Below are 25,222 nucleotides of genomic sequence, written 5' to 3' on the forward strand. Positions count from 1 at the left end.
GTATACAATGTACTTTAAAAACGTTTTCTCTTTGATAATATGCTTTGTTTTGAGTGCGTGCAGTTTCGTACAAATAAAGGAGATGTCTAATACTGAAAAGCAGTTGTTAGGTAACATCCATCAAGATCATGTTGCAAGGGAGTTTCGTGCGGCATGGGTTGCTACTGTTGCCAATATTAACTGGCCTGATGAGCCAGGGCTGTCAGTGATAGAGCAAAAAGAACAAGCTATTCAAATTCTTAATTCACTTCAAAAACATAACTTTAATACGGTTATTTTTCAGGTTCGACCGCAAGCCGATAGTTTGTATCAAAGCTCTTACGAACCTTGGTCTTATTACCTTTCTGGTGAGCAAGGTAAAGCGCCTGAGCCGTTTTATGACCCATTAAAATTTTGGATAGAGCAAGCACATAAACGAGGTTTAAAGTTGCATGCATGGATAAACCCTTATCGTGCTCATCATCATATAGGGGGCCCAATTTCAGAACAATCAGTTGTTGAAAAAATGAATGAAAAGGTAGTAAAACTCAAAAATGAGACCTATTGGTTTTTACCAACCGATCAAGCCGTGGTTTCACATACATTAAATGTATTAACCGAACTTGTAGATAGCTATGATTTAGATGGTATTCATTACGATGACTATTTTTACCCTTACCCTTCTTACAACAACGATGAAGATTTTCCTGATGCTGAACAATACAGGCAATATGTGGCTGAAGGCGGGGCACTTTCGATAGGTGATTGGCGTCGTGAAGCTGTAAATCAGTTCGTTAAACGCTTATATCAACGAGTAAAGCAATCGAAGCCTCATGTACTTGTTGGCATAAGCCCATTTGGTATCTATAGACCTGGTGAACCTGAAACTATTCGCGGGATGGATCAATATGACAAGCTGTTTGCTGATGCTAAGCTTTGGCTTAATGAAGGATGGCTTGACTATTTTTCGCCGCAACTTTATTGGCCAATAAACCAGTATGCACAAAGTTACCCGCTCTTATTAAGTTGGTGGCAATCTCAGAATACGCATGAACGACATCTGTGGCCTGGTATTAATGCGTTACGCTCATTTGATGAGGCCGGCGTTGATGAAGTCGTGAATCAAATCATGATTAATCGTGGTTTTTTATCAACATCACCCGGTACAGTGTTTTGGAATGTAGCAGCACTTGATGGCAGCCAATTGATGAGTGATGTGATTGCACAAGGCGTTTATCAGCATCAAGCATTAATACCAGAAACTCCGTGGATAGCTGCGCCGCACTTAGCGGCTGTTAATGTTGATATGAATTATGTTGGCGAAGACATCCATCTTACTTGGAGTCATTCTAATTCTGAGCAAGTATCACAGTTACTTGTCTATCTAAAATATGCACAGCAGTGGCAATATCATATCTACTCAAGTGAGGAGAGTGTAATTTCTGTTGCGGCCTCTGAAGGACAACGACCATTAGAGGCAATTAAGGTAATTGCTATTGATAGGCTCGGTAACCAAAGTGATGAGATTGAGTTGTTATTCCAATAGCACCTGTACTGCAAATACAAAAATTTGTTACGCTTTGGATAATCAAATTTTTAACCATAAAAGTGAATACAATGAAGTATTTTGCGGTCATTTTCTTAGGTTGCTTTATCTCATTTTCAACAGCTGCCGCAACAAAGCACATAAGTATTGTCAAACCTGTGGTTGCTGCGTTTAAGGCGGGTGATGAAGCTGCAATTGCTAAAAGAGTCCATTACCCGCTAAAGCGCAAAGCGCCGCTGCAAGCAATTGAAAATGAGCAAATGTTTATAGAAAAATTTGAGCAAATTTTCGATAAACAGTTTGTTGAAGAAATAGCTAACTCCAACATTCGCCATGATTGGGAAATGATGGGCTGGCGCGGCATTATGTTTGATTCAGGTAAACTGTGGCTGGATTTTGATGGCTCTATTTGGGCTGTGCCCTATGAATCAGAGACAGAAAAAGCACAACGCGAAGCGCTAATTGACGAGCAAAAACAAGCATTGCACAAAAGCCTGCGTGAATTCACAAAGTCGATATTAACGTGGCAAACAAAAAAGCATTTAATTCGTATTGATGAACTGGCTGATCATCAATACCGCTATGCGGCATGGAATAGGGATCAATCTATGCAAGATGAGCCAAGCCTGGTGATCACAGGGGGCACATTAAGCTTTGATGGCAGTGGAGGGAATCATTTTTATACCTTTACTAACAACGGTTATCGTTATGTCTGTCATGTTACAGCGCTTGGTACTGAACACTCGCCATCAGGGCTGTTAGAGGTGTTTAAAAATAATGTACAAATATTGTCTGAGCCTGTTTTAAGTTATTAGTATGTTCTTCTTATTTTGCACTACACTTATTCTTCCAAAGGAGTTTTTCTAAAGGAGTAAGTTATGGGTACAAAATTCTGGGTGATCAGAGCCGCTAAAGTTTTTACGCTGGTGTCTATTTTATTATTTATGATAGAAATTCTAAAAGGTCACGAGACACTCAGCGCGTTAGGTTTTGCGCTACTTTGGTCTTTTATTGCCACGGCCATTTTTATTGCAACCCGTTTATATCATTCATCAAAAGGGCGCCACTGTGCACTTTGTAATGACACCCCTGATGATAAAAAAGTAAGCTAACTTAGGTTATTAATAAACACGCCGCCCCAGACCAACACACAAATTGTTAGAGCAATCAGTACGGCTGCGGATCCTAAGTCTTTAGCTAGGCCTGATAATGGATGAATTTCAAGGCCTATTCGGTCTATGGCGGCTTCAATTGCCGTATTGACGACTTCAGCAAACATCACAAATAGCACTGATACAAGCAGCATTATTTTCTCATACAGGCTGATCTGCCAGACAAAAACCACTGCTATGGCAAGGACCAACAGTATCAGCTCTTGTTTAAAAGCAGACTCATGCTTTGCTAACCACGTGAATGCTCGTTGGGAGTTTTTGAATGCGAGGAGGATACGTTTAATGCCAATGGGTTTGTTAGTGCTATCAAATTGCATAGTTTGAAATCTCTATTTCGTTAGCTTTGTGTTGAGCAAGCATTAAAAATATCTTGCTCTGGGCGATATTCAGTGCTTTGTATATGAGTTAAGCCAAGTAGGGTGTCAAAAATGTTATCGTGCGAAAAAGCATGGTTACGCTGCTGTTCGATACATTGATTAAAGCGGGTATCGGCCAGTTTATTACTCCAAAATAGCATAGGCACATGGGTTTGCTCTTTAGGCGCTAATGCATATGGGAAGCCATGTAAGTACAAGCCTTTTTCACCCAGTGATTCACCATGATCAGAAACATACAGCAGGGCTTTATCATCCGCCGGACTGTTTTGCAGTAATTTAATAAGCTTACTCAGCACTAGGTCGGTATAAGCAATGGTATTGTCATACGTGTTTGTCAGTTGCTCAGTGCTACAATTTTGAATATCGCTACGTGGGCAGTCCGGCAAAAATTTAGTGTATTTTTCTGGATAGCGGCGATAGTAGGTTGGCCCGTGTGAACCTATCATATGTAACACTATTAGTTGGTGCTTTGCACTACTTTTGGCAAGCTTTGCAGCTAATGCTTCAACCAATACTTCATCAAAACAATAGCGTCCGTCACAAAGTGGATTGCTCTTTGTGGGTTCTACCGTTTGTGAGTTTACTCGTGCGCAAACCCCTTTACAGCTGCTATTGTTATCAATCCACGTTACTTCGACACCACTTCGTTGAATGATATCTAGGGCATTTTCTTGGCTTTGCGCGATGCGCGAATCATAGTGATTGTGGTCTAAGCGCGAGAACATGCAAGTTACTGAAATGGCCGTTGCGGTGCCACATGAACTTACATCACTGAAATATTTAACGCCAAGTTTAGGGGTATATTGATTAGTTGGCTTGTCGTAACCTTGCAGTGAGAAATTTGCTGCACGGGCTGTTTCACCTACCACCATAATCGTCAGTGAACTTTGTTGCTTAGCTAATAGGTGCGGTGTTTTATCTAAGACTTTAAATGGTAAAGGTGGGTAAAAATAATTATCGCGTAGGTACTTATAGCCCGCAGTATAAAATGCAAAAGGGGTAATGTAGCTGGTTAATTGGCGATTATTACGCCCTACAGAGGCGTAATCTTTATAAAAAGGAACGGCAATAACAGCTACAGCAATAAACGCTGTAACGTTAAGAAATGCAAAGCTTTTAAGACGAATACGAAAGTTTCCGATAATTTTAAAGCGAGAAAACAAGTAAGCAGGCAGTACGCCTAGCACAGTAATAAAAGCGATAACTTGTACATTAAGATATGAAAATGCTTCGCCTGTATTTGTCTCTAAGATATTTTGCAGCATGCTTTTATCAAAGATAACACCGTAATTTAAGGTTGCATAAAACAACAATGATGAAACCACGATGCTTGTTAAAAGCACAGGTTTTACGAAGGTGATTAACGATAACCAACTTAACACCATTGCCGTCAGTGCTAATAAGAAAAACGGTACGCTTGCTATAAATAACCAATTGACATGTTCAGGTTTGCTGGCTGCTTCAAGCGTGTTAAATAAAAACAGGCCATTAAATGCAATCACCAAGTACAACGACACCAACCAGACAAATTGGCTGTAGCTAACGTGCCATTTTTGAGTAAAGAGTTGTTTAATTTGCATGCTCATAATCATTCCTCATCGCTACGATTTATTTGGTAAGCGATACAACTGTTCGGTATAAGCTAAATTGCTAAATAAGACGTGCGCTAAGGCTTTTTTGGCAAGCCCAACGCTGCTACCTGTGTTATCGATGGCAACTTGGGTTTTACTTGTAGGGTCATAGCGCCAATAGCTCACTTTTTGGTTTGGCATCAGGATCACGGCCTCACCATTTTCTACGTAAGCAAAGTTGTCGTAGTACTGCATCATGGCGCGCTCTACAGGGTATTGTTTCGTTAAATCATAACCAAGCATAGGGGTTGCTTGCTCAACGCCTAATAACGACAACAAAGTAACAGGTAAATCAATTTGGCTGACTAAGCGAGTATCGCGCTTTGCATCCATTTCACTATTTAAGATCACAGCAGGGATATGGAAAGATTTAAGCGGCACAGGCTCTGAACCAAACACGCGCACATCATGATCAGCAACCACTAAAAATACCGTGTCTTGCCAGTAATCTTGCGTTTTTGCTTTTGCGATGAATTTACCGAGTGCATAGTCAGCATATTTGATTGCTAGATCGCGTTTGTAGTTTTCTGGGTCGTGGCCTTCAGGCAGTGTTACTTTATCTTCTGGAATATCGAATGGGTCGTGGTTACTTGACGTAAACACAAGGCTGAAAAATGGTTTGCCTGATTTATTTAGCTCACTTAGCTCTATATCAGCTTGATTAAACAAGTCTTCGTCGCTTGCTCCCCATGAAGAAATAAACTCTGGGCTTTGCATGTCATTAATATCGACAATATCGCTAAAGCCATTGCCTAAGAAAAAGCTTTTCATATTATCGAAATGGCTTTCACCGCCGTAAATAAACTGGGTGGTATAGCCGGTGCGGCTTAATACATCAGCAAGTGAGAAAAAGTTACGCTGAGATTTAGAAAGTTTGACCACCGAGCGCGAAGGTGATGGGGTAAACCCAGTTGTTACCGCTTCGATACCGCGCACTGAGCGTGTGCCAGTGGCATATAAGTTATCAAACCCCCAGCCTTGTTGATAAAGCTTATCTAGTTCAGGGGTCACTCCAATGCCACCTAGTTCGCCAACAAAGCGTGCGCCTAAGCTTTCTTCTAAAATAATCACTAAATTCTTTTGTTTGCCTGTGTTAAAAGGTGTGTTGTTGGCAAGAGTAGGAATAGTTCCAGTGATAAACTGCTGTTTATAGGCTGCTTGCTTTACTGTTTGTAAAATCTCATCACGTGGCATAGTACCGTATAAACTACTGGCATTTTTTTCATTGCCCATATTCTTAATAGCAAATGCGACACTGTAAGTTGAATTAAGGGCTAAGGAGTTAACCAGTGAGTCACTTGAAAAGTACACTAATGCAGGGTTTAACGGGCGATGGCTTACAGTGCCTCTTGCGCTAATTAAGCAAACTAATAAAGTCGTAAAGAGTATCACCACTTGGCTAACCGTTTTAGCATTTTGCTGTTTGCTAAATGCAGCATTAATATAACGATACGCAAACACACAGCTAAGCGTTGCAATAATTAAAGTGCTTATCATGGCAAACAGGTGGCCATGTAATAGCATAGAAAAGACTTCTTGAGGGTAGTCTAGGTATTCAACAAATAAACGATTTGGTCGTACATCGTATTGGGTAATAAACGCGGGGGTCGAAGCCTCAACAACCACGATTAAAGTCACAACTATGCTGCTATAAAGAGTAAAAACATGCTGAAAAAAAGCGGTTTTGCTGCGCACAAGCAGATCAGCGAGTAATATCAAAACAGCCAAGGCTGACAAGTAGCCTAAACTACTTAAGTCGACTCTTAAGCCGCCAAATAAAACGGCTAGGCTATCGCCATCAGCTAACCTTTGGTGTTGCCATACAAGCAAGGCTATTCTCGACAGTATAAAAACTGACATTAAAATTAATGAAAAACGGAACAAAGGTTTTAAAACAGAGAGTTTTGCTGTCATAGTCGTACTTACTTAATCGAAACTACGGCAATACTAGGAGTCGAAACTTAAGAAACCCTGATGGTAATCTTAATATTTTCTAAACTAGAAAAACTTCAGTAAATCTTAAGTGAACCTTAAGATTAAAAGCGTAACCTGATGACGCTAAAGCGGTTTTTGCCTAAATGAGTAACTTATGAAATTGTTGATTATAGAAGACTCGGTGTCATTAAGACGTAGTCTACGAATTGGCCTTGAGAACCTAGGTTTTACTATTGATGAAACCGGCGATGGTGCTGAAGGTTTGAGTATGGCAATGACAGGTGAGTACGAATTAATCATACTCGATATTATGTTACCCAGTATTGATGGTATTACGTTATTACAAACCATAAGAGCAAAACAGCTTGATGTGCGTGTGCTAATTTTATCTGCCAAGCAAGAACCAGAAGACAGAGTGAAAGGGTTACTCACCGGGGCCGATGATTACCTGACCAAGCCATTTTCGTTTGATGAGCTGCACGCAAGGTTATTAAATTTAATGCGTCGAGGCGGCCTGAAAACAATTAGCGATGTGATCTATATTGATAACTTGGCTTTAAATTTACAATTAAAACTCTTGCAAGTTGATGAGACTGTAATCGATTTAACCCCCAACGAATATAAAATAGTCGAGTGTTTATTTAGTAACCAAAATAAAGTGATCACTGCTGAAAAGTTAAGTACTTATATTGCAGGGCAATATGATCTAGTTTCAAAGAACTCTATTGAAGCGCATTTATCCTCAGCGCGTAAAAAGGTGAGGGCAGCAGGTAGTGAACTACCTATTCAAACTAAGCGTGGTTTTGGTTATATCATTCAAGGAAAATAATGAAGTCAATTCGCAGTAGGTTAGTAACCACATTATCGATTACTATAACTGGACTGGTACTAAGTATTTTAGTTGCTACTGATATCGCCGTTGATAGTTGGATTGATAACGAATTTAATCGTGGCATGAAATCCAAAGCCGGTATGCTTATGTCATTGATTGATATTGACGAAGAAGGAATTGATTTTGATTTTTCAGGGCTGTTTATGCCTGAGTTTTCTGGAAATACAGAAACTGAGTATTTTCAACTTTGGTCGCAGTCTGGCGTGTTCGCGCGTTCAGAAAGTTTGGATCTTTTCTCACAAAAGAGCTTACCTTTAGAAAAAATTAAACTGGGCGAGACAAAAATCATCAATATCGAGTTACCTGATGGTCGAAATGGTCGAGTTATTTATACTCGCTTTATACCGCCTTTAGACCTAGATGATGATGAAGACCTCACTGAAGGTGTTAACACCTCTTTGCAACAACCCATCACGTTAGCTTATGCAGCTTCATCAGAAGAAGTTGATTTTGTTTTATGGCTAATCGACGTTATTTTTGTTGTTTCTACTGTGTCGGTAATTGTATTCATTCGTCTATTTGTGCGTAAATCAGTCGACAGTTCTCTAGCGCCGCTGAATAAACTAAACCGGGATATTAGCCAGCTGAGTATTGCTGATAAAAATGCTGTAATCGCGATAGAAGAACCTGTCAAAGAGTTGCAACCCATTGTTGATAGCTTAAATGCTTTTATCCAAGAAAACCGCCAGCTTTATTTTCGAGAAAAACGCTTAACCTCAGATATTGCTCATGAGTTAAAAACGCCGATTGCTGAGCTTATAAATATGGCTGAAGTGGCCATTCGTTTCCCAAATGAAAAAGAGCTTGAGGAAGACTTTAAACCCGAAGTGCTAAAAATTAGCCAGCGCTTAAAGAGTATTGTGTCGAACTTATTACTACTGCATAAGTACAGTGATGAAGCACTCCCAAAGCAAGATGCATGTGATTTAAATCAGGTTATTTTGCGCACCTTAGAAAAGTGTGATTTAGAGCGGGTTAAGTTTGAGTTTCAAGATGATATTCCCGCCGTTGTCAGTAACTTATTTGCCCTTGAATCAATTATCACCAATCTTGTAAATAACGCGAAACAATACAGCCCCGATGAGAGCATCGTGATTGTAAGCACGCTATTTAGTAAAGATGATAAGTTGTATCTCTCTGTTACAAATGAATTAAAAGTCCCATTAACAGAAGATGATTTGAGCCAGTTATTTGATCCACTCTGGCAAAAAGACAGTGCCAGAACCTCTAATGATAACTTTGGGTTAGGCTTATCTATTGCCAAATCGTTAAGTAAAGCAATTGATGCTGCACTTCAGGTGTCGTTAAGTGGGCAAAACATAACCTTTAGTTTGATTATTTCTTAAGGCTTTGCAGGCGTTTAATATGTGTGCAACACTGAGGTTATCAAAAAGAAATTAATAACAATAAGGAACAACACGATGGGAAAAATTATAGGTATTGCTTTAATCGTTATTGGTGTGGCGCTAGCCGTATGGGGATATAACGTTTATGATTCTGCAAGTGCGCAAATTAGCCGTACTTTTAGTGGTGATACACCAATTGAAGCTTGGCTCGGTATGGTCGGGGGCGCAATTTGCGCAATTGTGGGTATTTTAAAAGTTAAATAACCGCAAACATTGAAATCAATTAGCTAATACCTGATACTGTGTTTATATACAGTGTCGGGTTTGGCTATGAAAACACAATTACCAGCAAAATATTATTTAAGTCACTTCTTTGAGCTTGCTGAATTTATTCAATCTCAGTGCAAGCATCTGCTTCTAGCAGAGCAGCAGTTATTTCTTGAAAAACTCCTTCAGCTTGATGAGCAAAGCTTATGTACTTTGCTACGTATATATTCTCGAAAGCCAAAAATCGTTGCGTTGTCATCTTTAAATTATGAAGAGATCCCCAACCTGCACGGTGCTATTTTTAAGCTAAAACAGCAAGGGCTGGTGGCACATCCTAGTAGTGACGAATTAGATCTATTGCTTGAGCATTTAACCAAGCCAACCCTGTTAACCTTATTAGCAAATGATGAGTTAATGGCGACTAAACCTGATTACAAAAAGTCAGCCAGTAAACAGCGCTTGACCCAACTGTGTAAAGAGCATATTGATCGCAACCACAGTGAATTAGAGGCGTTGTTTAGTCAGTTCGTGGTCAATAGCCGTTGCCAGTATTATGAATACTTTGAGTTTTTACATAGCGGCCGACTAAGTGGCGGCGATATCAATCATCAAAATCGTTTTGTGATGCGTGATTTAGGGATTGCAAAAGTGCGAGCTGATGTGAGTGAGAGCATCTCTCGTTTTCAAACGCTAGCCGAAGCACAAACGCATTATCAATTAAATAAGCTGCGAATGCAGTTCAAAGAAAGTGACTCAGAATCACAGTATCAAAATTTAGCCCAAGCGCTTTTAGCCATTAGCTGTGAAGATGAATTAGCCCAGAGTATCAAAAACAAGTTATTGATCCGTTTGTATAAGCAGCTTAAAGAGCATGACTTAGCATTTGCATTTGAATTACTTGAGCACTGTGAAGGCAGTAGTGAAGCGCAAGAGCTGGCAATTCGTCAGCGTTACAAACAAGGTGATAAAAATTGGGTTGAACAAAAGCTTGAGCAAGTTATTCAAGACCCGCTTGATGATGGCATTTTATATTTTGCAGAGGACTTTTTACAGCGTAAATATAATAAGCAACAACGCTCACGCCTAACACAAATGCTCATTGATACAGAGCATCAATTAGAGGTTGATGATATTTACCGTGGCGATGTAGAGCAAGGAGTGTGTGAGCATTATCAACAGCTGGGTAATACGGTTTTTTTTACCGAGAATAATCTTTGGTTGAGCTTCTTTACCTTAACGTTTTGGCAAGAGCTCTTTATAGAGACTCCGCACCCGCCGTGTAATGAATTTGATCTTTATCCAAAGGTGTTGCTGGCTGATTGTTTTTACACAGTGCAACAAACACAAATTGAGCAAAAGCTTGCCAAATTCACTAGTAATGAAGCCTTATATAAATATGTTTGCAAAAACGTAGGGCAGTTTTATGAAGCCCCCAATAGCGTGTTTGTGTGGCACAGCGACATGTTAGAGCCGCTAGAGGTATTAATAAAACACAGCCCGCTTGCAAATTTAAAAGCGCATTTACTACAAATGACAAAAACCTTTAAGCAGCTCAAAGATGGCTACCCAGACTTGATGGTGTTAAAGGGGGATACACTCACCTTTGAAGAAGTGAAAGCCCCTGGCGACAAATTAAGACGCAACCAACTTGTCAGTATTGAGGTGTTAAAACAACAAGGCTTTGCAGTAAATATCGTTGCGGTAAATTGGTTTAATGATCCGAATCGTATTTACAGTGTGGTGGATATAGAAACCACCGGCGGCGTACAAGGTAATAATAAAATTACCGAAATAGCGGTTGTGCAGTTACAAGCGGGTGAAGTAATCAATCAATGGGCGAGTTTAATCAATCCTGAGCGCAGTATTCCTGCTTTTATCACCAAGTTAACGGGGATAAACGCTGCTATGGTTCGTGATGCGCCACGCTTTGAAGAGATTGCCGATACACTGCGCTCACTATTAAAAGGCAGTGTATTTGTTGCTCATAATGTGAATTTTGACTTCGGCTTTATTCGCAAAGAATATGGTGCACTTGGGCAAGGCTTTAAAATGCCAAAGCTATGTACTGTAGTTGAATCACGAAAGGCATTTCCAAAGCTTAAGTCATATTCGCTTGGTAACTTAGCGGCACATTTTGAATTGAATTTAACGAATCACCATAGAGCGTTAGCTGATGCAACTGCCACAGCAGAGTTGTTAAATCTGATTCAACAAACACAATCAAAAAAGGCGAGTTAAACTCGCCTTTTCACTTAGCTATGTCGTTATTCGTATTCGATAGGGTCGGTAACCTTGTTTAATGCAAAGGCTTCTAAGCGCTCTTGGCAAGCACCACATTTACCACAGGCCTTGTCGCGGCCGTTGTAACAGGTCCACGTTTGGCTGTAGTCAAGACCCATTTTTAAACCGTCTGTCAAAATGTCGATTTTGGTATTGTTTAAGTATGGGCTGAAAATTTCAACAGCGTCGTAGTTGGCAATACGGCAAACATCATCCATTTTTTGTACGAACTCAGGGCGACAGTCTGGATAAATTGCATGATCGCCTGAGTGGGCACCGTAATAAACTTTACTAGCCTTTAAAGACACCGCATAACCCACAGCCAGTGAGAGTAAAATCATATTGCGGTTAGGCACAATTGTGCTCTTCATGCTTTCTTCTTCGTAGTGACCTTCTGGTACTTCGATATCATCAGTTAGTGATGAGCCACCAATCAATTGGTTGATCGCTGAAATATCAACAATCTTGTGAGAAACACCTAACTTTTCACATACTTGAGCAGCTACTTTAAGCTCTTTAACATGACGCTGGCCGTAGTCGAAAGACAGGGCATACACTTCGTGGCCTTGTTGCAGGGCTTTATTTAATACGGTAAATGAGTCCATACCGCCGGAATAAATCACAACTACTTTTTGCGTCATATCTGTTTTGCTCTTACTTTTGATAGAGGTTTACTTCAGGGCGCGATATACTACACGGCTCGGGCCTAAATAACAATTTTTGCGCGTGTTTTTGGTTTTTTGATGGTATGTATTTTATACCGTTGCGTCGTAAGTGAGATGTCTTTTGTACAAAATTAACGAAGTGTTTGAAACAATTCAAGGTGAAGCGAGTTTTACGGGTACACCTTCAATCTTTTTACGTTTACAAGGCTGCCCTGTGGGTTGTGCTTGGTGTGATACAAAACAAACATGGGACGTTGATAATGTGTATAAAGTGTCACTTGATGACACCGTTGAGAAAAAAGCAGACTCAGATCATTGGGCAGAAGCAACAGCAGAGCAAGTGTTAGCGCTATTTAAAGAACGTGGCTACAACGCAAAACATGTGGTGATCACCGGTGGTGAGCCTTGCATGTACGACTTAAATCCAGTGTGTGAATTATTACATGCAAATGGCTATTCGACTCAAATTGAAACCAGCGGTACATTTGAAATTTTAGTCCCTGAGCAGACATGGGTGACTGTATCACCAAAAATTAATATGCGTGGTGGCTATAAAGTATTACGCAGTGCAATGCAGCGCGCTGATGAGATTAAACACCCAGTGGCAATGCAAAAGCATGTGGAAGAGCTCGAAGACTTATTCTTAAAAACAGGTGTGAATCCACGTTTAGTGTATCTACAACCAATTAGCCAAAAGATCTCAGCAACTAAACTTGCTATTGAAACTTGTATTGCAAAGAACTGGCGTTTATCGGTTCAAGTACATAAGTATTTAGGAATTAGCTAGGGTTTAGCCGTTAGCCGTCTGATCTGACCCCGATAAAGTAGACACGGGGTTTAATATTTCCAGTTAAAAACAAAAAAGCGTTGCACCATGGCAACGCTTTTATACTATGTTCTTGTAACTATCAATTCTGCGCTAAATAGTCCAACACCACCTGATGATGGTCTTTGGTTTTGAACTTATCAAACACATGTTTGATTTTACCGTCTTGGCCTACAAGGAAGCTAATACGATGAATTCCTTCGTATTCTTTACCCATAAACTTCTTGTAACCCCAAATACCAAAGGCATCAGCAATCGCGTGATCTTCGTCGGCTAATAAATCAAAGTTAAGCTCTTTTTTGGTTTCAAAATTCTTTAAACGCTTGATTGGATCAGGGCTGATACCTACAACACGTGTATTTAATTTAGCTAGCTCAGCTTTTTCATTACGTAAGTTTTCTGCTTGCACAGTGCAACCTGGTGTTGATGCTTTAGGGTAGAAATAAACCAGTACTTGCTGCTCTTTTAAAAGATCAGCGAGTACGATAGTTTCGTCATTTTGATTTTGTAAACTAAAAGCTGGGGCTGTGTCGCCTGCTTGTAATGGATTAATTGTTTTCATGCTTTGCTCCTTAGCGAATGCGTCTGAAAATATAATCTACGTTCAAACTACGAGAAAGATCTTCAAAGCTCACTTTAAAGTTATCAATATCGACTTCAACAGGAATATTAAACTCAAGTTCACAGCGCATTTTAAGCTCGTTATCTTCATCATAAGTGTCCGATTTAAGAGAACAAATGCTGATGTTGTTATCAGCAAAAAAGCGCGTAACTTTACTTAATGTTCCTGGTGTATCAATACCTGTGTATTCGAGGGTGTAACCGGCACAAAATTCACATGCAACATGACTTGCAGTGCGTTTCATCATGGTTAAAAGGCCTAGTTCCATTCCTTTAGTTGGCAAAGTATGTTCAATGCGGCTAATTGCCGACATATCACCTGCTAGTAGCATGATAAAGGTGAACTCGTTGCCCAAAATAGCAATGCGACTGTCAATTATATTGCAATGGCAATCACTCACTAACTGAGTTAATTCGCTGACGATACCGGGTCTATCTTCGCCAATCGCAGTGAGTACTATCTGATGATTTGTAAAAGCAGTCATGGAATTTTAAATACCTAGTAATTAACAATACCAATGGATATAAGCTTGATTAAGCTTTAATTTCACGTGAGTTTAATACCGCACGGCGGCGAAGTTTAACATAATTTGCTTAGTTAACGATAGCGACGATTAATTAAGCCGTGAATAAAGTGCGCTCTTTCTTGTTTTTAGGGGCATCAGAAAGTACCATAGTTAAAATTTTGCAAGGCGATAAGCATTCAAACACGTTACGCTAGCCCAATCTATTCGGGTTTTTTGCATAAAAACAAGAAATGTAAAGTTAAAAGTGATTTTACAGTGAACCAAATCGGTATTACCCACTCATATATTTGTTAAAAGAATTAAGGGTTTGCTAAGGAGAAATATCTGTGCAGTATTGGATCTCAAAGGCGCTTGCTGTAAGCGTAATGGTAAGTTTAACTGGGTGCGGTGTATTTACCGACGAAGCGCACCACAAACGCAATTATCGTGCTAATCAACCAGTCAAAGCACCTGAAGGTTTAGCGCAACCGGCTCAAGATCCGACATATAAAATGGACGTTGCGCAATACGACAATAACCCTGAAGCGAAAAACTACCGTCCGCCAGCACAGGTTATTACCATTGCTCAAGGTAGTTGGGTAGAAGAGGGTGACAAAGATGCGCGTGTTTATTTTGATAAAAACGACGGTATTGTTGATTTAGACGAGTTTATTTGGGACTCGATCCACGCCGTGTTGAACGAAAAAAATACTTCTGCAATAAAAGAAGATAAGCTTTTAGGAAGTGTTGAAACAGATTGGTACACAATTATAAAACCAGAAGATGGTTGGTTTTGGGAAAGCGAAACCGAAGTATCACAACAACGTTTCTTATTTACTATTGAAGAAAAATCGCACCAACGTACTGCGTCATTAAATGCTAAGTTAGTAGATTATAAAAGTGATAGTCAACCACTTACACCGCTTTTACAGCAACAGCTAGAAGTGCGTGCGTTAAACCAAGTTGTCGCTGAATTTGATTATCGCTATCGTCAACTTGAAGTTGAAATGCGCAAAAAGCAAGGTGTTATCTCGTTAGAGATGGGGTTTGATGACAAAGGGAATGCAGCTTTAGTGACTGAGCAGGACTACTTTGCTGTGTTTGAGCGTTTTTCAGGTTTCTTAGAGCGCTTATCTTTCACTATTGTAGAAATTGACCAAGATCGTGGCTTGATCACGGCTGATTATAAAAAGCCAGAATCAAGTGTATGGGACTCAATTTGGGGTGAAGAGTTAGCTGAGCTGCCAATTGAAGATGGCCAATATCAAATTCTTGTTAGTCGCACTAAAGAAGGTGGCACAAGCTTAACGTGGATGGATTCTGCAGGCACAATTCTTGAGCCAGGAACAATGAATGATCTCCAGCAAGCATTAGAGAATGCACTGCGTCAGCGCGGTATTAATATTTAATAATTATAATAGTTAAAACCACCACAAAAAGAGCTTAGCCGCTCTTTTGTGGTTTTTACAGGTTGAAAATATGTCTAACTTAAACACAGCCCATCGCAGTGACTTGCGAACCTTGTTTACCTTTTTCGTTCCCTCACTTATAGGTGTCTTCTTGTTTATGACGCCGGTACCCATAGGTGAGGCAATGACCATTCCGATTGCTGTTATGGCAAAAGCTGTGCAGGCGTGGATAGCTCCTTTCGCGCTTGGTTTAATTACGAGCATTGTTTGCATTACCGGTATTTTATCTTTAGTGATAAAGTTGTTTAAACCGCAGCCATTACTTAAGTTCTTTTTAATTAAACATTTATTTGATGTTAGTTGGCTTTGGCTGAGTGTTCGATTACTGGGTATGGTTTTTATCGTTTTGACCTACACAAAACAAGGGCCTGAAATGATTATTTCCGGTAATACCGGTGCACTGGTTTTAAACGACTTGTTGCCTGTGTTGTTTTCTGTGTTTGTTTTAGCGGGCTTACTATTACCGTTATTATTAAACTTCGGCTTGTTAGAGCTAGTCGGTACCTTATTAACTAAAGTGATGCGTCCACTTTTTGGTGTGCCAGGTCGCAGTGCGGTTAACTGTGTAGCATCTTGGTTAGGTGATGGTAGTGTGGGTATTTTGATGACCGCTCGTCAGTATGAAGATAAACATTATACACAACGCGAAGCTGCCATTATTGGTACTACTTTCTCTGCAGTATCAATCACCTTTTGTTTAGTTGTTATTGGCCAAGTAAAGCTTGAACACTTGTTTGCACCGTTTTATTTAACAGTGTGTTTGGCGGGTTTTGTTGCGGCATTAATTGTGCCTCGCTTACCACCATTACGCTTCAAAAAAGACCTATATTTTGATGGCTCAGAGCCAGATAAAGACGCAGAATCAGTGCCTGAAGGTAAAACATTAGTCTCTCATTCACTTGATGTGGCGCTTGCCAAAGCACGCACTGCACCGGGTTTTGCTGGTACAGTGAAAGAAGGTCTACATAACGCCTTTGATATGGTATTCGCTGTGTTACCTGTCGTTATGGCTGTGGGCACATTTGCCTTGATTATTGCTGAATATACGCCAATTTTTGAATATATGGGCAAGCCGTTTGTGCCATTTTTAGAGCTATTACAAGTACCTGAAGCTGAGGCCGCAGCACAAACAATTATGGTTGGATTTGCTGATATGTTTATTCCGTCAATTCTTGCAGCGGGTAGTATTGAAAGTGATGTAACACGGTTTATTATCGCAGCAATGAGTGTGACGCAATTGATTTATATGTCGGAAGTGGGAGCACTGCTTTTAGGTAGTAAAATTCCGGTTAATATTATCGAATTGTTCTTCATCTTTATTTTAAGAACTTTAGTGACATTACCGGTGATTGTCTTAATGGCGCATTGGTTAGTTTAATCTTAGCTAAAGCATTAAATAGAAAAGCCCTGATTATTCATCAGGGCTTTTTTTATCTTCATTATCATCGCTTTTAGGCACTTTGAAGTCCATTTTTGCTGCATGTTTTAGCAACATAAGGTTACCAATTACTACACCAAACACAGCAACAACAATGGCTATAATTTGCCAAGTTTCCATCTTGAAATCCTGCCGATATACACAGCGATATAGTAGCACTTAAAATCGTCTTGCATAAGACAGTGAAATAAAATCAAGGCCAGGGTTAGGGCTCTTGAAACCCGCATTTGAGTAATGTAAATATCTAAGTGCTAAGCTTGAGTCGTCACCTAAATCCGCAACTAGACCCAATCTATCTTCAAACTGATAGTGAGTACTAACGTTTTTGCCTGCAAAACGGGTGTCGTCCAACAGTGAAACGCCAATTCCAAACTCCACATAAACAGGCATGTTTTTCACATTAAACACAGGGTATTGGATCACCGGAGACATAGCTAACACGATATTAGTTTGATGTTTGTTGTCTTTGCCATACTGCCAAATATTAAAACTAGATTCGAAGTACAAACGGGCGTGTTGTAAGGGCAACTTTTCATTGGGTACATGGTACTGATAGGCCAGTTTTAGACCTTTTACATCACCTTCACCTTGAATGTAATCAATGGCATAACCATGATTTGAAGCTGAATAACTTGGTGCTGCTAAAAGAGCAGCTGCACTCAAAATAAGTGCTTTTAACGGCTTTTTAAATTTCATTTCGGTACTTCTCATTATGTCGATGAGCAAGTAAATAAGGCGGTGTTAGGGGCTTTTCAATGTGCAAAAAAACACAGAAGCTGTGCACATTCTCATATTTCTTAGCAATTAGCTGAAAACTATGGAAAAAATCGATTGGTGCTTAATTGGCATTAAAACGGTGTCAGATTGTTTCTTTTTTTACGGATTTAATATCGGTATATTAGCGAAAATTTTCGTTGAGAGGTGAATACGATGACCAAACTAATTAACTCATTTTTATTAATTGCAGCATTTTTTGCTGCATCTGCTTTTGCCAGTGAAGACCGCTCGCCTAAGCAACTATTAGAATCAGTCACAGCAGATTTATTTGTTGATATCGCAAATGTAAATGCGAAAGGCGATGCAAGCTCAGAAGCAATGGCGAATATTGTAGAAAAACGCTTATTGCCGCACATGGATATTAAGTTTGTATCGTATAAGCTTTTAGGTAAGCACATTAAAGGGCTGCGCCGTGAACAAGCCGTTGATTTTATTGCTGCGGTTGAGCATTACTTAACAGTGACTTATGCCGGCGCGCTAATGAAATACACAGGCCAAAAAGTAATTTTTGATCAATCACAACTCATCGACGATGATTATGCAACTGTTAAGACACAAATTGTTGATGACAATGCGCCAGCCATTGATTTGCACTTTAAATTACGTCAAGGCAAAGATAAGCAATGGAAAGTATACGATATCGTTGCTGAAGGTATCTCACTGTTAAGCGCAAAGCAAAAAGAAGTGCTGCAGCGCATTAGCCAAGTTGGCATTGATGAAGTGACACACGAATTAGCAAGTAAGTAAGTCAGCTAAAAAGCGCGATTACCTTCACCTCATCGGGCTTTTTAGTTACTTTCAGTCTCCAACCAAGCAGTGAGTACCGTCCATGTGCCGCTGCTTTTCTATTTTCTTTAAAAATCACCTACTTTGCGCTAGCACCTGTAACCCTCTGTGGTAGAATCATACTACTTTTCTTGTTTACCAGAGTATCTGTCAGATACTGTGTTATTGATGACAATATTAAGCAAACTGTCAGTTAAATTTTGCTATAACTAAGTGCTTAATTAGACATCGAATAATGTGCAGCGGAGTTGTGTTTTTTTAATGGAAAATGTACTGATTTGGCCAAAGGAATACCCGTTACTGATCAAAGGATTAGCTGAGCAAAACGGGGCTTATATTTTAGACGCTTTAGAAGCTTGGCCGGCATGTCGTTCTACTAATGAAGATGACGGTGTGTGTACGACGGTTCTTCCGCCTATTTACTATCTTACATGGTTGACTCCTCTTGAACCGTTTGAAGAGTGTTATTTCCAACACATCTCTGAATTTGATGAAGCTGCGCTGCATTACATTAATGCTATGAAAGCGCACTTTTTAGAAAACGACTACACCCCTGAGAGTCTTGTTTTAATGTTATGCCAGCGCTTAGAGAAATACGCTAGCGCATTTGCTCAATCGGCTGTTAAAACACCTATAACTTTGATTCACCAGTTATTTAATCGTCGCTATTTTACTGTGATAGAACATGTGCTTAATCACGGTGCAAAAATGTCTGCGGACGATGTATTAGAGCTGTGGACCGAAGTTGACTTTAGAGAGCGTTTTAGTGGTTTTATCCCTGATTCAGTGGCTGATCTTGAATCATTAACGGCGCTTGCAGCTGAAAAAGTTGCTCACGGTGAAGATTACTTCACTTTACTAAAACTTGTATCACCTGATGTTGACTCAGCATCGTTACTTGAACAAGCTTTACTTGCCCACTTGAGCCACGAAAATGCTAAACAAACCATGGCAAAGCGTTTTATTGAGCAAGGCGCAACAGGTGCATTAGCAGACGAAAACGGTAAAACAGCCTTTATGTGGGCAACCGAAAAAGGCTATGTGAATGTGGTTGAGACAATACTTGAACATCAAGATAAAAAAGCCCAAGACAATAAAGGGAATACTGCATTACATTACGCTGTATTAGCCGAGAATGGACCTTTACTGGTGTTGCTTTTAAAAGCGGGCTATGACTTTAGAGTTCGTAACAACGATGGTCTAAGTTGCTACCGATTAGCTGTAAGCATTAAAGCAGATAACTTAGTGAAGTGCCTTGAACATGACTTTGGCATTAAAGAGCTTTCGCCAGAAGGGCAGTTTGATCGCGTTAAAAAAGTGCACTTACTCCACGCGATTGTAACTGTGTTACTACCTGTGCAGTTGTTCTTCTTTTTTGACGATAGCATTGCTATTAAAAGTGAGTTAACGCTGGGCTTTACATTAGTTTCTATCTTATGCTTTTTCTTTGCTACAAGTTTAAAACGCTGTGCGCTATACCCGCATATTCGTCATCCATGGGGGCTGTTTATTTTAAGACTTTTTTCACTATTTAGCTTAATTGGCCAAGTGGGTCTAGCAAGTATTGTCGCGCTAGCCACCTTAGCAGAGTTGGTGTGAACGCATAAAAACTAAATAAAGTGACATAAAAAAACGGCAACCTTGGTTGCCGTTTTTTGTTTTACTTAAGCTAAACGAAAGTGCTTATTTATCGTGCTCATGTGCCGCTTTTTCTTCGGCCAGCTCTTCTTTTAATTTACGTATCTTAAGGCCAAGCTCTTGCCCGCGATGGCGAGCATAATAAGTGCAACCAATAAACATCAGACTGGCAAAGATTAACTCAAGTAATACCCAAATCAGCTGTTCTTGTGCGACCCATAGTAATGTAAAACCATGGATAAAATAGAACATCACGATAAAGTTTGCCCACGCGTAGGTATAAGGCTTATCTTGAATAATCCCTTTTAGTGGTAATAGAAGAGGGAGTATATAAATAACAAAGATAAAGCCGTTACTGTGGCCTTCTCTTGGGGCAATTAAAAACAACCAAACTGGCATTAAAATTAATAAGCCGATATAACCAATCAGTGCAAAACGTTGGAATCGTTTAGTAATTGGCTTTTTGGCAACAGGCTGATTTAGCTTTGGTTCCAAGCTCATTGTAATTTACTCGTAATCAGTGCCAAGCGTTTTCCAACACTTTGGCAAATTTTAATTTCGTCTTTACTTAACACATTGCTGTTATTGCTACCGGCCACATGAGTCGCACCGTATGGCGTACCACCAGTTTCTGTTGCTAATAATTCAGGTACCTCATAAGGCACACCGAGTAACATCATACCGTGATGTAACAACGGCAGTGATAGATTCAACAAGGTAGCTTCGTTACCACCGTGCATACTGCTCGATGACGAAAATACACAAGCAGGTTTATCTATTAGCTGACCTTTAAGCCATAGATCACTGGTGGTTTCCCAAAAGCTTTTTGCTTGTGAGGCCATCATGCCAAATCGAGTAGGGGTGCCAAAGGCCAAGCCATCACAATTAATTAGATCATCTTTGCTGATCACAATATCGTGTGGCTGACGCTTTATAAACGTGCGCAATAAAGCAGTTGTTCCTTGTTGCTCAATCGACTCGGCTATCTCATGTGCCATTGCTTCTACAGAGCCATGGCTTGAGTGGTATAGCACAACAATGTTTGTAGTCATTAAAGTACGCTTAATACGTTTTCTGGTGGACGACCTAGAGCAGCTTTGCCGTTATTTTCAACAATTGGGCGCTCGATTAGCTTTGGATTGGCAGCCATTGCAGCAATTAATTTGTCTTCGTTTTGCTCGTTTTTAAGCTCAAGCTCTTTGTAGATATCTTCTTTAGTACGCATTAATTCACGCGCTGAAGTAAAGCCCAATTGGCTAATTAAGGTCGCAATTTGCTGCTCATTAAGTGGTGTTTTTAGGTATTCAACAACACTTGGTTGTACGTTATTGTTCTCTAATAGGGCAAGTGTTTCACGCGATTTTGAACAACGTGGATTATGATAAATAGTCACAGACATGGTGTGTTCTCACATTTAATAATTTGGCTTATTTTAGGGCAAGCGCTGCGAGACTTAAAGTCTCGCAAGCTCTTTTTGTAATTGACGGTATTGCGTGAGTAGGGCTTTTAAACGTTGTTGCTTAACTAATTCTTCAGGCTCAACAAAGTTTAGTGCTTTTTGAATTTCATCAGCTGCCTTTAAATAAGCACCATACTGGGCCAGTACATTGGCATGCGCTTCATGATAAGAAGCCATATTCTCTTGCTTTTTGTAGACATCAGCAATCAGCTCTTTGGCAAGGTTGTTCTCAGGTTTTGCTAACAAGTAAGATTTTAAAATACGTTCAGCAAGGTCAAATTGTTTTGCTTCCATCGCAGCATTTGCATAGTTTAAGGCAATTACCTGATTGTTAGGTCTATCGATATCTAATTTAGCTAAAAATTCCACCGCTTCATTCGCTTTACCTTGCGCAATGAGTAAGTCGGTGTGTGTGTCTATATAAAATAAGTTCTTTGGATCTTGCTCTAGTAATGGGTTCAAAATGCTGGCTGCTTCATCAAGCTTTTTTTGATCCAACAAGCTAATACCCAAACCATATTTAAGTGCAGTGTCGTTATGAACGGTATTTTCACGCATTAATTTACGAAATAAATCTTCCGCGGCTTTTGACTTCTGCTGATAACGAGCAATAACACGGCTCTTAGCTAAGTTAAACTCTAGGCTATCGGAGTAGTGCCTTTTTGGATACTGCTCGGCACGTAAGCGCACATCAGAGACACGGCTTTCTGGCAATGGGTGAGTCAGCAAAAATGCGGGCGGCTTATATTTGTAGCGAATTTGTGCAGCAAGTTTAGTTAAAAATTCACTCGATTGGCGAGGATCAAACCCAGCATTATTTAAGGTCTGCATGCCAATTCGGTCTGCCTCTTGTTCAGCAGCACGACTATGAGTTAATTGACTAAACGCCGCTTGTGTCTGGTTTGCTGAGATAATTGCAATACCAGCATCAGGTGCAACAACGGTAGCTAAAATACCAGCAATCATACCAGCGATGGTTAACGCGCTGTTATCTTGCTGTTGTTGAATACGACGCGCTAAATGGCGCTGTGTTACGTGGGCAATTTCGTGCCCAAGTACTGAGGCAAATTGACTTTCGTTATCGGCTTGTGCCATGAGCCCTGTATGCACACCTACATGACCACCATAGAACGCAAAAGCGTTGATTTCAGGGTTATTAACCCAGAAAAAAGAAAATGGAAAACGAACATCGTTGGCGTTTGCGACTAAACGGCGGCCCAAGGTGGTCAGATACTCATCAAGAACAGGGTCATTGACAACGGGTGATGAGCCACGAATTTGCATCATCATCACTTCACCGATTGCTTGTTCTTTTTCAATCGGTAAGGCTTGTAATGCCGAGGTCCCTAAATCGGGCAGCTTAAAGTTAGTTTGTGCCTTCAACGGCTCACTGTGCAATATCGAAAATGTCAGTAATGCACTACACAGTGTAATAAAGGCTAATTTTAGTCGCATCTTATTCCTTGTTGATTTGCTCACCTAACATGACTTTTGCTAAATCTATTTCGTCGCTGCATGCTCGGCTGTCTTTTTCGCACAATTGATAGAAATCTTTTATTGTGACTCCATCTAGCTTAACAACGTTCAACTCCCGTTGTAAAAAAGTTATGATTTTATGCGCTACTTTATGAGCATGCAGAATTAAGGCTTTGTCAGCTTTGTCACCTCTTTCAAAGTAAAAAGCGATGAATTTATGAAGCTGGTTAAAACGAATAAGGTTTTTCATGGTGTGCGGATCCCACACCTTAAATTCCATAAAGCGGTTGTCTTTGATGTATTGGTCCACCGTCACATCTTTTGCATAAGGGTAGGCCCATAATTCGAAACCTCGGTCCGTAAAGCTTTGATGCAAAGCAATGCGCGGTTTTTGCTCACAGACAATTTCGCCCATGTCGGTTTCATGGCCACCTAATAAATCAAGGTTCCAGTTGCGTGGGTCAATTAATTGTTTAACGGCATTATCAAAACCGTGGTCTAAAATCCCTTCAGATTCGCTAACCGATGATGCGACCATATGATAAAAAGGCGGCAGCTCGCCCCAGTTTATTTGTTTTTTATACCAGTTTATCTCTTTAAGAGTTGGATTCGCAGGTAATTGCGCTTTATTATGCGAGCCAGGCATCAGGTTTCCTTTACTACCAGTTATTGAATAAGGATAAACTATTGTTTTGCGTGTTTTAAGAAAAAAATGAGTTGTTTCTCATTATAAAGACTTATTTTAGCAAGGTGCCTACATCTTATACTTATTATTCATATTAATAACGCAGTTGATTCGCTATGTTAACGGTTGATTTAAGGGACTATAAGTGCCCTCAACAATTTATTCAGTTTAAATTAGGGTTGAATAAGGCAGTATCGGCTCAACAAGCCGTGACTTTTACATTTAATGCTGCTGAGGCAACGGACGATATGCAGCGATTTTTAGAAAAACATCATTACCATTTTAAAATTGACCTAGAATTAGGTGTGCTAACAGTGGAGCCCATTCGTGTTTGAGTATGTAAAAGCCTGGTACGAAAATAAATTTTCTGATCCCCATTCAGTAACCTTGTTGTTATTGCTTATTGCAACCTTTGCATTTTTCTACTTTTTTGGTTCGTTAATCGTGCCTGTCTTAGTTGCCTTGGTAATTGCCTATTTACTAGATTGGCCTGTTGCTCACTTAGAAAAGCTGGGTTTGAAACGGTTTACCGCAACGATTCTAGTTATGCTGGTATTCAGTGGCTTGATGATTATGATTATTGTCGGCATGGGGCCTGTGCTTTGGCAGCAAACCAGCAATCTAGTTCAAGAAACGCCTTATATGATCGAAAAAGGTAAAGCACTGCTGTTACATCTTCCTGAAGATTACCCAAGTTTGATTACTGAAGATCAGGTTAAATCAATTGTTACCAGTGTTGAGACCAAAGCTATTGAGTTTGGTCAGTTGGTGCTATCGGTGTCATTAACTTCGATAAAAGACGTTGCAGCTTGGCTGATTTATCTTATTTTAGTGCCGCTCTTAGTGTTCTTTATGCTTAAAGATAAATTAGAGCTCACGCAAAGTGCTGAGCGTTTATTGCCTAAGCAACGTCGCTTGATCATTCAAGTTTGGCAAGAAATGAATCAGCAAATCATGAATTATATTCGCGGTAAGGTATTTGAAATTTTAATTGTTGGTACTGCATCTTTTATCGCTTTTGCAGTGCTTGACCTTCGCTATGCGGCTTTACTCGGCGTATTAGTTGGCTTGTCTGTGCTTATTCCATTTGTAGGGGCGGCATTGGTGACCATTCCTGTCGCTGCAGTGGCGTTATTCCAGTTTGGTTTAGAAACACAATTTTGGACTATTTTAATCATCTATGGCGTGATCCAAGCACTTGATGGCAATGTGTTAGTGCCGTTATTGTTCTCTGAAGCGGTAGATTTAAACCCTGTGTTTATCATCGTTGCGGTATTGTTTTTTGGTGGTTTATGGGGCTTTTGGGGCGTGTTTTTCGCAATACCGCTGGCTTCTTTAGTAAAAGCGCTTATCAATGCCTGGTCTTCTAAGCAGGTTGAGCTAATAGAAAATTAGCTTAGTCTTAAAAAGTATAGAAAACGCACTTTACTGACTAATTGATTATTATAATT

General features: G+C 40.0%; 27 protein-coding genes. 14 read left to right on the forward strand and 13 right to left on the reverse strand.

The window, feature by feature from the left end:
- The first annotated feature begins 82 nt into the window (after positions 1-82).
- The 3 genes from BIZ38_RS13215 to BIZ38_RS13225 all read left to right on the forward strand — a co-directional run bounded on the left by BIZ38_RS13215 (position 83) and on the right by BIZ38_RS13225 (position 2,637).
- Positions 83-1,525: a glycoside hydrolase family 10 protein gene (locus BIZ38_RS13215; RefSeq protein ID WP_262387610.1), complete on the forward strand. Its 1,443-nt coding sequence runs from the start codon at positions 83-85 to the stop codon at positions 1,523-1,525.
- 71 nt (positions 1,526-1,596) lie between these two features.
- Positions 1,597-2,340, forward strand: coding sequence for a hypothetical protein (locus BIZ38_RS13220; protein WP_187490476.1), 744 nt, complete (start codon positions 1,597-1,599; stop codon positions 2,338-2,340).
- Positions 2,341-2,403: 63 nt separating this feature from the next.
- On the forward strand, positions 2,404-2,637 hold the full coding sequence (locus BIZ38_RS13225; protein ID WP_054553756.1) for a hypothetical protein: 234 nt from the start codon (positions 2,404-2,406) through the stop codon (positions 2,635-2,637).
- Here the strand turns inward: BIZ38_RS13225 and BIZ38_RS13230 are convergent.
- Genes BIZ38_RS13230 through BIZ38_RS13240 form a run of 3 tightly spaced genes read right to left on the reverse strand, consistent with a single transcriptional unit; the run spans position 2,634 to position 6,619 of the window.
- Complete coding sequence (locus BIZ38_RS13230) at positions 2,634-3,014, reverse strand: diacylglycerol kinase (protein ID WP_054553755.1); 381 nt, start codon at positions 3,012-3,014, stop codon at positions 2,634-2,636. The two genes, BIZ38_RS13225 and BIZ38_RS13230, sit on opposite strands and share 4 nt — an antisense overlap.
- Positions 3,015-3,034: 20 nt before the next feature.
- Positions 3,035-4,660 carry a phosphoethanolamine transferase gene (locus BIZ38_RS13235; RefSeq protein WP_262387611.1) on the reverse strand — a complete coding sequence of 542 codons (1,626 nt, stop codon included), beginning with the start codon at positions 4,658-4,660 and terminating at the stop codon, positions 3,035-3,037.
- Between the two features lie 15 nt (positions 4,661-4,675).
- Positions 4,676-6,619: an LTA synthase family protein gene (locus BIZ38_RS13240; RefSeq protein WP_187490477.1), complete on the reverse strand. Its 1,944-nt coding sequence runs from the start codon at positions 6,617-6,619 to the stop codon at positions 4,676-4,678.
- A 175-nt stretch (positions 6,620-6,794) separates the two neighbouring features.
- Here BIZ38_RS13240 and BIZ38_RS13245 point away from each other — a divergent pair, with 175 nt between their 5' ends.
- The 4 genes from BIZ38_RS13245 to BIZ38_RS13260 all read left to right on the forward strand — a co-directional run bounded on the left by BIZ38_RS13245 (position 6,795) and on the right by BIZ38_RS13260 (position 11,383).
- The gene (locus BIZ38_RS13245) at positions 6,795-7,469 is read left to right on the forward strand and encodes a response regulator transcription factor (protein ID WP_054553753.1); all 675 of its coding nucleotides are present in this window, start codon (positions 6,795-6,797) and stop codon (positions 7,467-7,469) included.
- Positions 7,469-8,878: a sensor histidine kinase gene (locus BIZ38_RS13250; RefSeq protein WP_187490478.1), complete on the forward strand. Its 1,410-nt coding sequence runs from the start codon at positions 7,469-7,471 to the stop codon at positions 8,876-8,878. Before BIZ38_RS13245 ends, BIZ38_RS13250 begins: the two co-directional genes overlap by 1 nt.
- Before the next feature lie 75 nt (positions 8,879-8,953).
- Positions 8,954-9,142 carry a DUF3185 family protein gene (locus tag BIZ38_RS13255; protein ID WP_054553751.1) on the forward strand — a complete coding sequence of 63 codons (189 nt, stop codon included), beginning with the start codon at positions 8,954-8,956 and terminating at the stop codon, positions 9,140-9,142.
- 66 nt (positions 9,143-9,208) lie between these two features.
- The gene (locus BIZ38_RS13260) at positions 9,209-11,383 is read left to right on the forward strand and encodes an exonuclease domain-containing protein (RefSeq protein ID WP_187490479.1); all 2,175 of its coding nucleotides are present in this window, start codon (positions 9,209-9,211) and stop codon (positions 11,381-11,383) included.
- 26 nt (positions 11,384-11,409) lie between these two features.
- Here the strand turns inward: BIZ38_RS13260 and queC are convergent, their stop codons facing one another.
- Entirely contained in the window at positions 11,410-12,090 is a 681-nt protein-coding gene (queC, locus tag BIZ38_RS13265) for a 7-cyano-7-deazaguanine synthase QueC (RefSeq protein ID WP_283235031.1), read from the reverse strand.
- Positions 12,091-12,211: 121 nt separating this feature from the next.
- On the opposite strand from queC, the gene queE reads away from it, so the two are divergent.
- On the forward strand, positions 12,212-12,877 hold the full coding sequence (gene queE / locus BIZ38_RS13270; protein ID WP_138619883.1) for a 7-carboxy-7-deazaguanine synthase QueE: 666 nt from the start codon (positions 12,212-12,214) through the stop codon (positions 12,875-12,877).
- A gap of 121 nt (positions 12,878-12,998) precedes the next feature.
- Here the strand turns inward: queE and bcp are convergent, their stop codons facing one another.
- Both bcp and BIZ38_RS13280 read right to left on the reverse strand, forming a co-directional pair.
- Positions 12,999-13,478: a thioredoxin-dependent thiol peroxidase gene (bcp, locus tag BIZ38_RS13275; RefSeq protein WP_138600011.1), complete on the reverse strand. Its 480-nt coding sequence runs from the start codon at positions 13,476-13,478 to the stop codon at positions 12,999-13,001.
- Positions 13,479-13,488: 10 nt separating this feature from the next.
- Complete coding sequence (locus BIZ38_RS13280; protein WP_138617785.1) at positions 13,489-14,022, reverse strand: glycine cleavage system protein R; 534 nt, start codon at positions 14,020-14,022, stop codon at positions 13,489-13,491.
- 368 nt (positions 14,023-14,390) lie between these two features.
- Between BIZ38_RS13280 and bamC the strand changes: the two genes are divergently transcribed.
- Positions 14,391-15,452 (forward strand): outer membrane protein assembly factor BamC, encoded by a 1,062-nt coding sequence (gene bamC / locus BIZ38_RS13285; RefSeq protein ID WP_187490480.1) that lies wholly within the window; start codon positions 14,391-14,393, stop codon positions 15,450-15,452.
- A gap of 70 nt (positions 15,453-15,522) precedes the next feature.
- On the forward strand, positions 15,523-16,890 hold the full coding sequence (locus BIZ38_RS13290; protein ID WP_138617783.1) for a YjiH family protein: 1,368 nt from the start codon (positions 15,523-15,525) through the stop codon (positions 16,888-16,890).
- Positions 16,891-16,923: 33 nt separating this feature from the next.
- On the opposite strand, the gene BIZ38_RS13295 is transcribed toward BIZ38_RS13290, so the two are convergent.
- Positions 16,924-17,070 carry a DUF2897 family protein gene (locus BIZ38_RS13295; protein WP_082389286.1) on the reverse strand — a complete coding sequence of 49 codons (147 nt, stop codon included), beginning with the start codon at positions 17,068-17,070 and terminating at the stop codon, positions 16,924-16,926.
- A 39-nt stretch (positions 17,071-17,109) separates the two neighbouring features.
- Positions 17,110-17,646 carry an acyloxyacyl hydrolase gene (locus tag BIZ38_RS13300; protein ID WP_138600009.1) on the reverse strand — a complete coding sequence of 179 codons (537 nt, stop codon included), beginning with the start codon at positions 17,644-17,646 and terminating at the stop codon, positions 17,110-17,112.
- Between the two features lie 234 nt (positions 17,647-17,880).
- Between BIZ38_RS13300 and BIZ38_RS13305 the strand changes: the two genes are divergently transcribed.
- Both BIZ38_RS13305 and BIZ38_RS13310 read left to right on the forward strand, forming a co-directional pair.
- Positions 17,881-18,474, forward strand: coding sequence for a phospholipid-binding protein MlaC (locus BIZ38_RS13305; protein WP_187490481.1), 594 nt, complete (start codon positions 17,881-17,883; stop codon positions 18,472-18,474).
- Between the two features lie 300 nt (positions 18,475-18,774).
- A complete protein-coding gene (locus BIZ38_RS13310) occupies positions 18,775-20,112 on the forward strand; it encodes an ankyrin repeat domain-containing protein (RefSeq protein WP_138617780.1) in 1,338 nt (445 codons plus the stop codon).
- A gap of 84 nt (positions 20,113-20,196) precedes the next feature.
- Here the strand turns inward: BIZ38_RS13310 and BIZ38_RS13315 are convergent, their stop codons facing one another.
- The 5 genes from BIZ38_RS13315 to BIZ38_RS13335 are packed head-to-tail and all read right to left on the reverse strand — an operon-like array spanning position 20,197 to position 23,732.
- A complete protein-coding gene (locus BIZ38_RS13315) occupies positions 20,197-20,652 on the reverse strand; it encodes a DUF2069 domain-containing protein (protein WP_187490482.1) in 456 nt (151 codons plus the stop codon).
- Complete coding sequence (gene wrbA / locus BIZ38_RS13320) at positions 20,649-21,203, reverse strand: NAD(P)H:quinone oxidoreductase (RefSeq protein ID WP_187490483.1); 555 nt, start codon at positions 21,201-21,203, stop codon at positions 20,649-20,651. Before wrbA ends, BIZ38_RS13315 begins: the two co-directional genes overlap by 4 nt.
- Entirely contained in the window at positions 21,203-21,550 is a 348-nt protein-coding gene (gene arsC, locus BIZ38_RS13325; RefSeq protein WP_054553738.1) for an arsenate reductase (glutaredoxin), read from the reverse strand. The genes wrbA and arsC overlap by 1 nt, the downstream gene beginning before the upstream one ends.
- 54 nt (positions 21,551-21,604) lie before the next feature.
- On the reverse strand, positions 21,605-23,065 hold the full coding sequence (locus tag BIZ38_RS13330) for a M48 family metalloprotease (protein WP_187490484.1): 1,461 nt from the start codon (positions 23,063-23,065) through the stop codon (positions 21,605-21,607).
- 1 nt (position 23,066) lies between these two features.
- The gene (locus tag BIZ38_RS13335; protein ID WP_054553736.1) at positions 23,067-23,732 is read right to left on the reverse strand and encodes a hypothetical protein; all 666 of its coding nucleotides are present in this window, start codon (positions 23,730-23,732) and stop codon (positions 23,067-23,069) included.
- Positions 23,733-23,887: 155 nt separating this feature from the next.
- Here BIZ38_RS13335 and BIZ38_RS13340 point away from each other — a divergent pair, with 155 nt between their 5' ends.
- Positions 23,888-24,106, forward strand: coding sequence for a hypothetical protein (locus BIZ38_RS13340; protein WP_054553735.1), 219 nt, complete (start codon positions 23,888-23,890; stop codon positions 24,104-24,106).
- On the forward strand, positions 24,099-25,166 hold the full coding sequence (locus tag BIZ38_RS13345; RefSeq protein WP_054553734.1) for an AI-2E family transporter: 1,068 nt from the start codon (positions 24,099-24,101) through the stop codon (positions 25,164-25,166). The genes BIZ38_RS13340 and BIZ38_RS13345 overlap by 8 nt, the downstream gene beginning before the upstream one ends.
- The last annotated feature ends 56 nt before the right edge of the window (positions 25,167-25,222 follow it).

Origin of the sequence: Pseudoalteromonas sp. BZK2 (genome assembly GCF_014349195.1) — a bacterium.
In the GTDB taxonomy this organism is placed as follows: Bacteria; Pseudomonadota; Gammaproteobacteria; order Enterobacterales; family Alteromonadaceae; genus Pseudoalteromonas; species Pseudoalteromonas simplex.

Bases quoted from the DNA above. Each gene is read 5' to 3' on its own strand.
- BIZ38_RS13340 (WP_054553735.1), top strand. From the start codon at position 23,888: ATGTTAACGGTTGATTTAAGGGACTATAAGTGCCCTCAACAATTTATT.
- wrbA (WP_187490483.1), bottom strand. From the start codon at position 21,203: ATGACTACAAACATTGTTGTGCTATACCACTCAAGCCATGGCTCTGTA.
- BIZ38_RS13290 (WP_138617783.1), top strand. From the start codon at position 15,523: ATGTCTAACTTAAACACAGCCCATCGCAGTGACTTGCGAACCTTGTTT.
- BIZ38_RS13295 (WP_082389286.1), bottom strand. From the start codon at position 17,070: ATGGAAACTTGGCAAATTATAGCCATTGTTGTTGCTGTGTTTGGTGTA.
- BIZ38_RS13330 (WP_187490484.1), bottom strand. From the start codon at position 23,065: ATGCGACTAAAATTAGCCTTTATTACACTGTGTAGTGCATTACTGACA.
- BIZ38_RS13335 (WP_054553736.1), bottom strand. From the start codon at position 23,732: ATGCCTGGCTCGCATAATAAAGCGCAATTACCTGCGAATCCAACTCTT.
- BIZ38_RS13250 (WP_187490478.1), top strand. From the start codon at position 7,469: ATGAAGTCAATTCGCAGTAGGTTAGTAACCACATTATCGATTACTATA.
- BIZ38_RS13230 (WP_054553755.1), bottom strand. From the start codon at position 3,014: ATGCAATTTGATAGCACTAACAAACCCATTGGCATTAAACGTATCCTC.
- BIZ38_RS13260 (WP_187490479.1), top strand. From the start codon at position 9,209: ATGAAAACACAATTACCAGCAAAATATTATTTAAGTCACTTCTTTGAG.
- BIZ38_RS13235 (WP_262387611.1), bottom strand. From the start codon at position 4,660: ATGAGCATGCAAATTAAACAACTCTTTACTCAAAAATGGCACGTTAGC.
- BIZ38_RS13280 (WP_138617785.1), bottom strand. From the start codon at position 14,022: ATGACTGCTTTTACAAATCATCAGATAGTACTCACTGCGATTGGCGAA.
- BIZ38_RS13215 (WP_262387610.1), top strand. From the start codon at position 83: ATGTCTAATACTGAAAAGCAGTTGTTAGGTAACATCCATCAAGATCAT.
- arsC (WP_054553738.1), bottom strand. From the start codon at position 21,550: ATGTCTGTGACTATTTATCATAATCCACGTTGTTCAAAATCGCGTGAA.
- BIZ38_RS13310 (WP_138617780.1), top strand. From the start codon at position 18,775: ATGGAAAATGTACTGATTTGGCCAAAGGAATACCCGTTACTGATCAAA.
- BIZ38_RS13245 (WP_054553753.1), top strand. From the start codon at position 6,795: ATGAAATTGTTGATTATAGAAGACTCGGTGTCATTAAGACGTAGTCTA.
- BIZ38_RS13300 (WP_138600009.1), bottom strand. From the start codon at position 17,646: ATGAAATTTAAAAAGCCGTTAAAAGCACTTATTTTGAGTGCAGCTGCT.
- BIZ38_RS13240 (WP_187490477.1), bottom strand. From the start codon at position 6,619: ATGACAGCAAAACTCTCTGTTTTAAAACCTTTGTTCCGTTTTTCATTA.
- BIZ38_RS13220 (WP_187490476.1), top strand. From the start codon at position 1,597: ATGAAGTATTTTGCGGTCATTTTCTTAGGTTGCTTTATCTCATTTTCA.
- BIZ38_RS13255 (WP_054553751.1), top strand. From the start codon at position 8,954: ATGGGAAAAATTATAGGTATTGCTTTAATCGTTATTGGTGTGGCGCTA.
- BIZ38_RS13315 (WP_187490482.1), bottom strand. From the start codon at position 20,652: ATGAGCTTGGAACCAAAGCTAAATCAGCCTGTTGCCAAAAAGCCAATT.
- BIZ38_RS13225 (WP_054553756.1), top strand. From the start codon at position 2,404: ATGGGTACAAAATTCTGGGTGATCAGAGCCGCTAAAGTTTTTACGCTG.
- BIZ38_RS13305 (WP_187490481.1), top strand. From the start codon at position 17,881: ATGACCAAACTAATTAACTCATTTTTATTAATTGCAGCATTTTTTGCT.
- bcp (WP_138600011.1), bottom strand. From the start codon at position 13,478: ATGAAAACAATTAATCCATTACAAGCAGGCGACACAGCCCCAGCTTTT.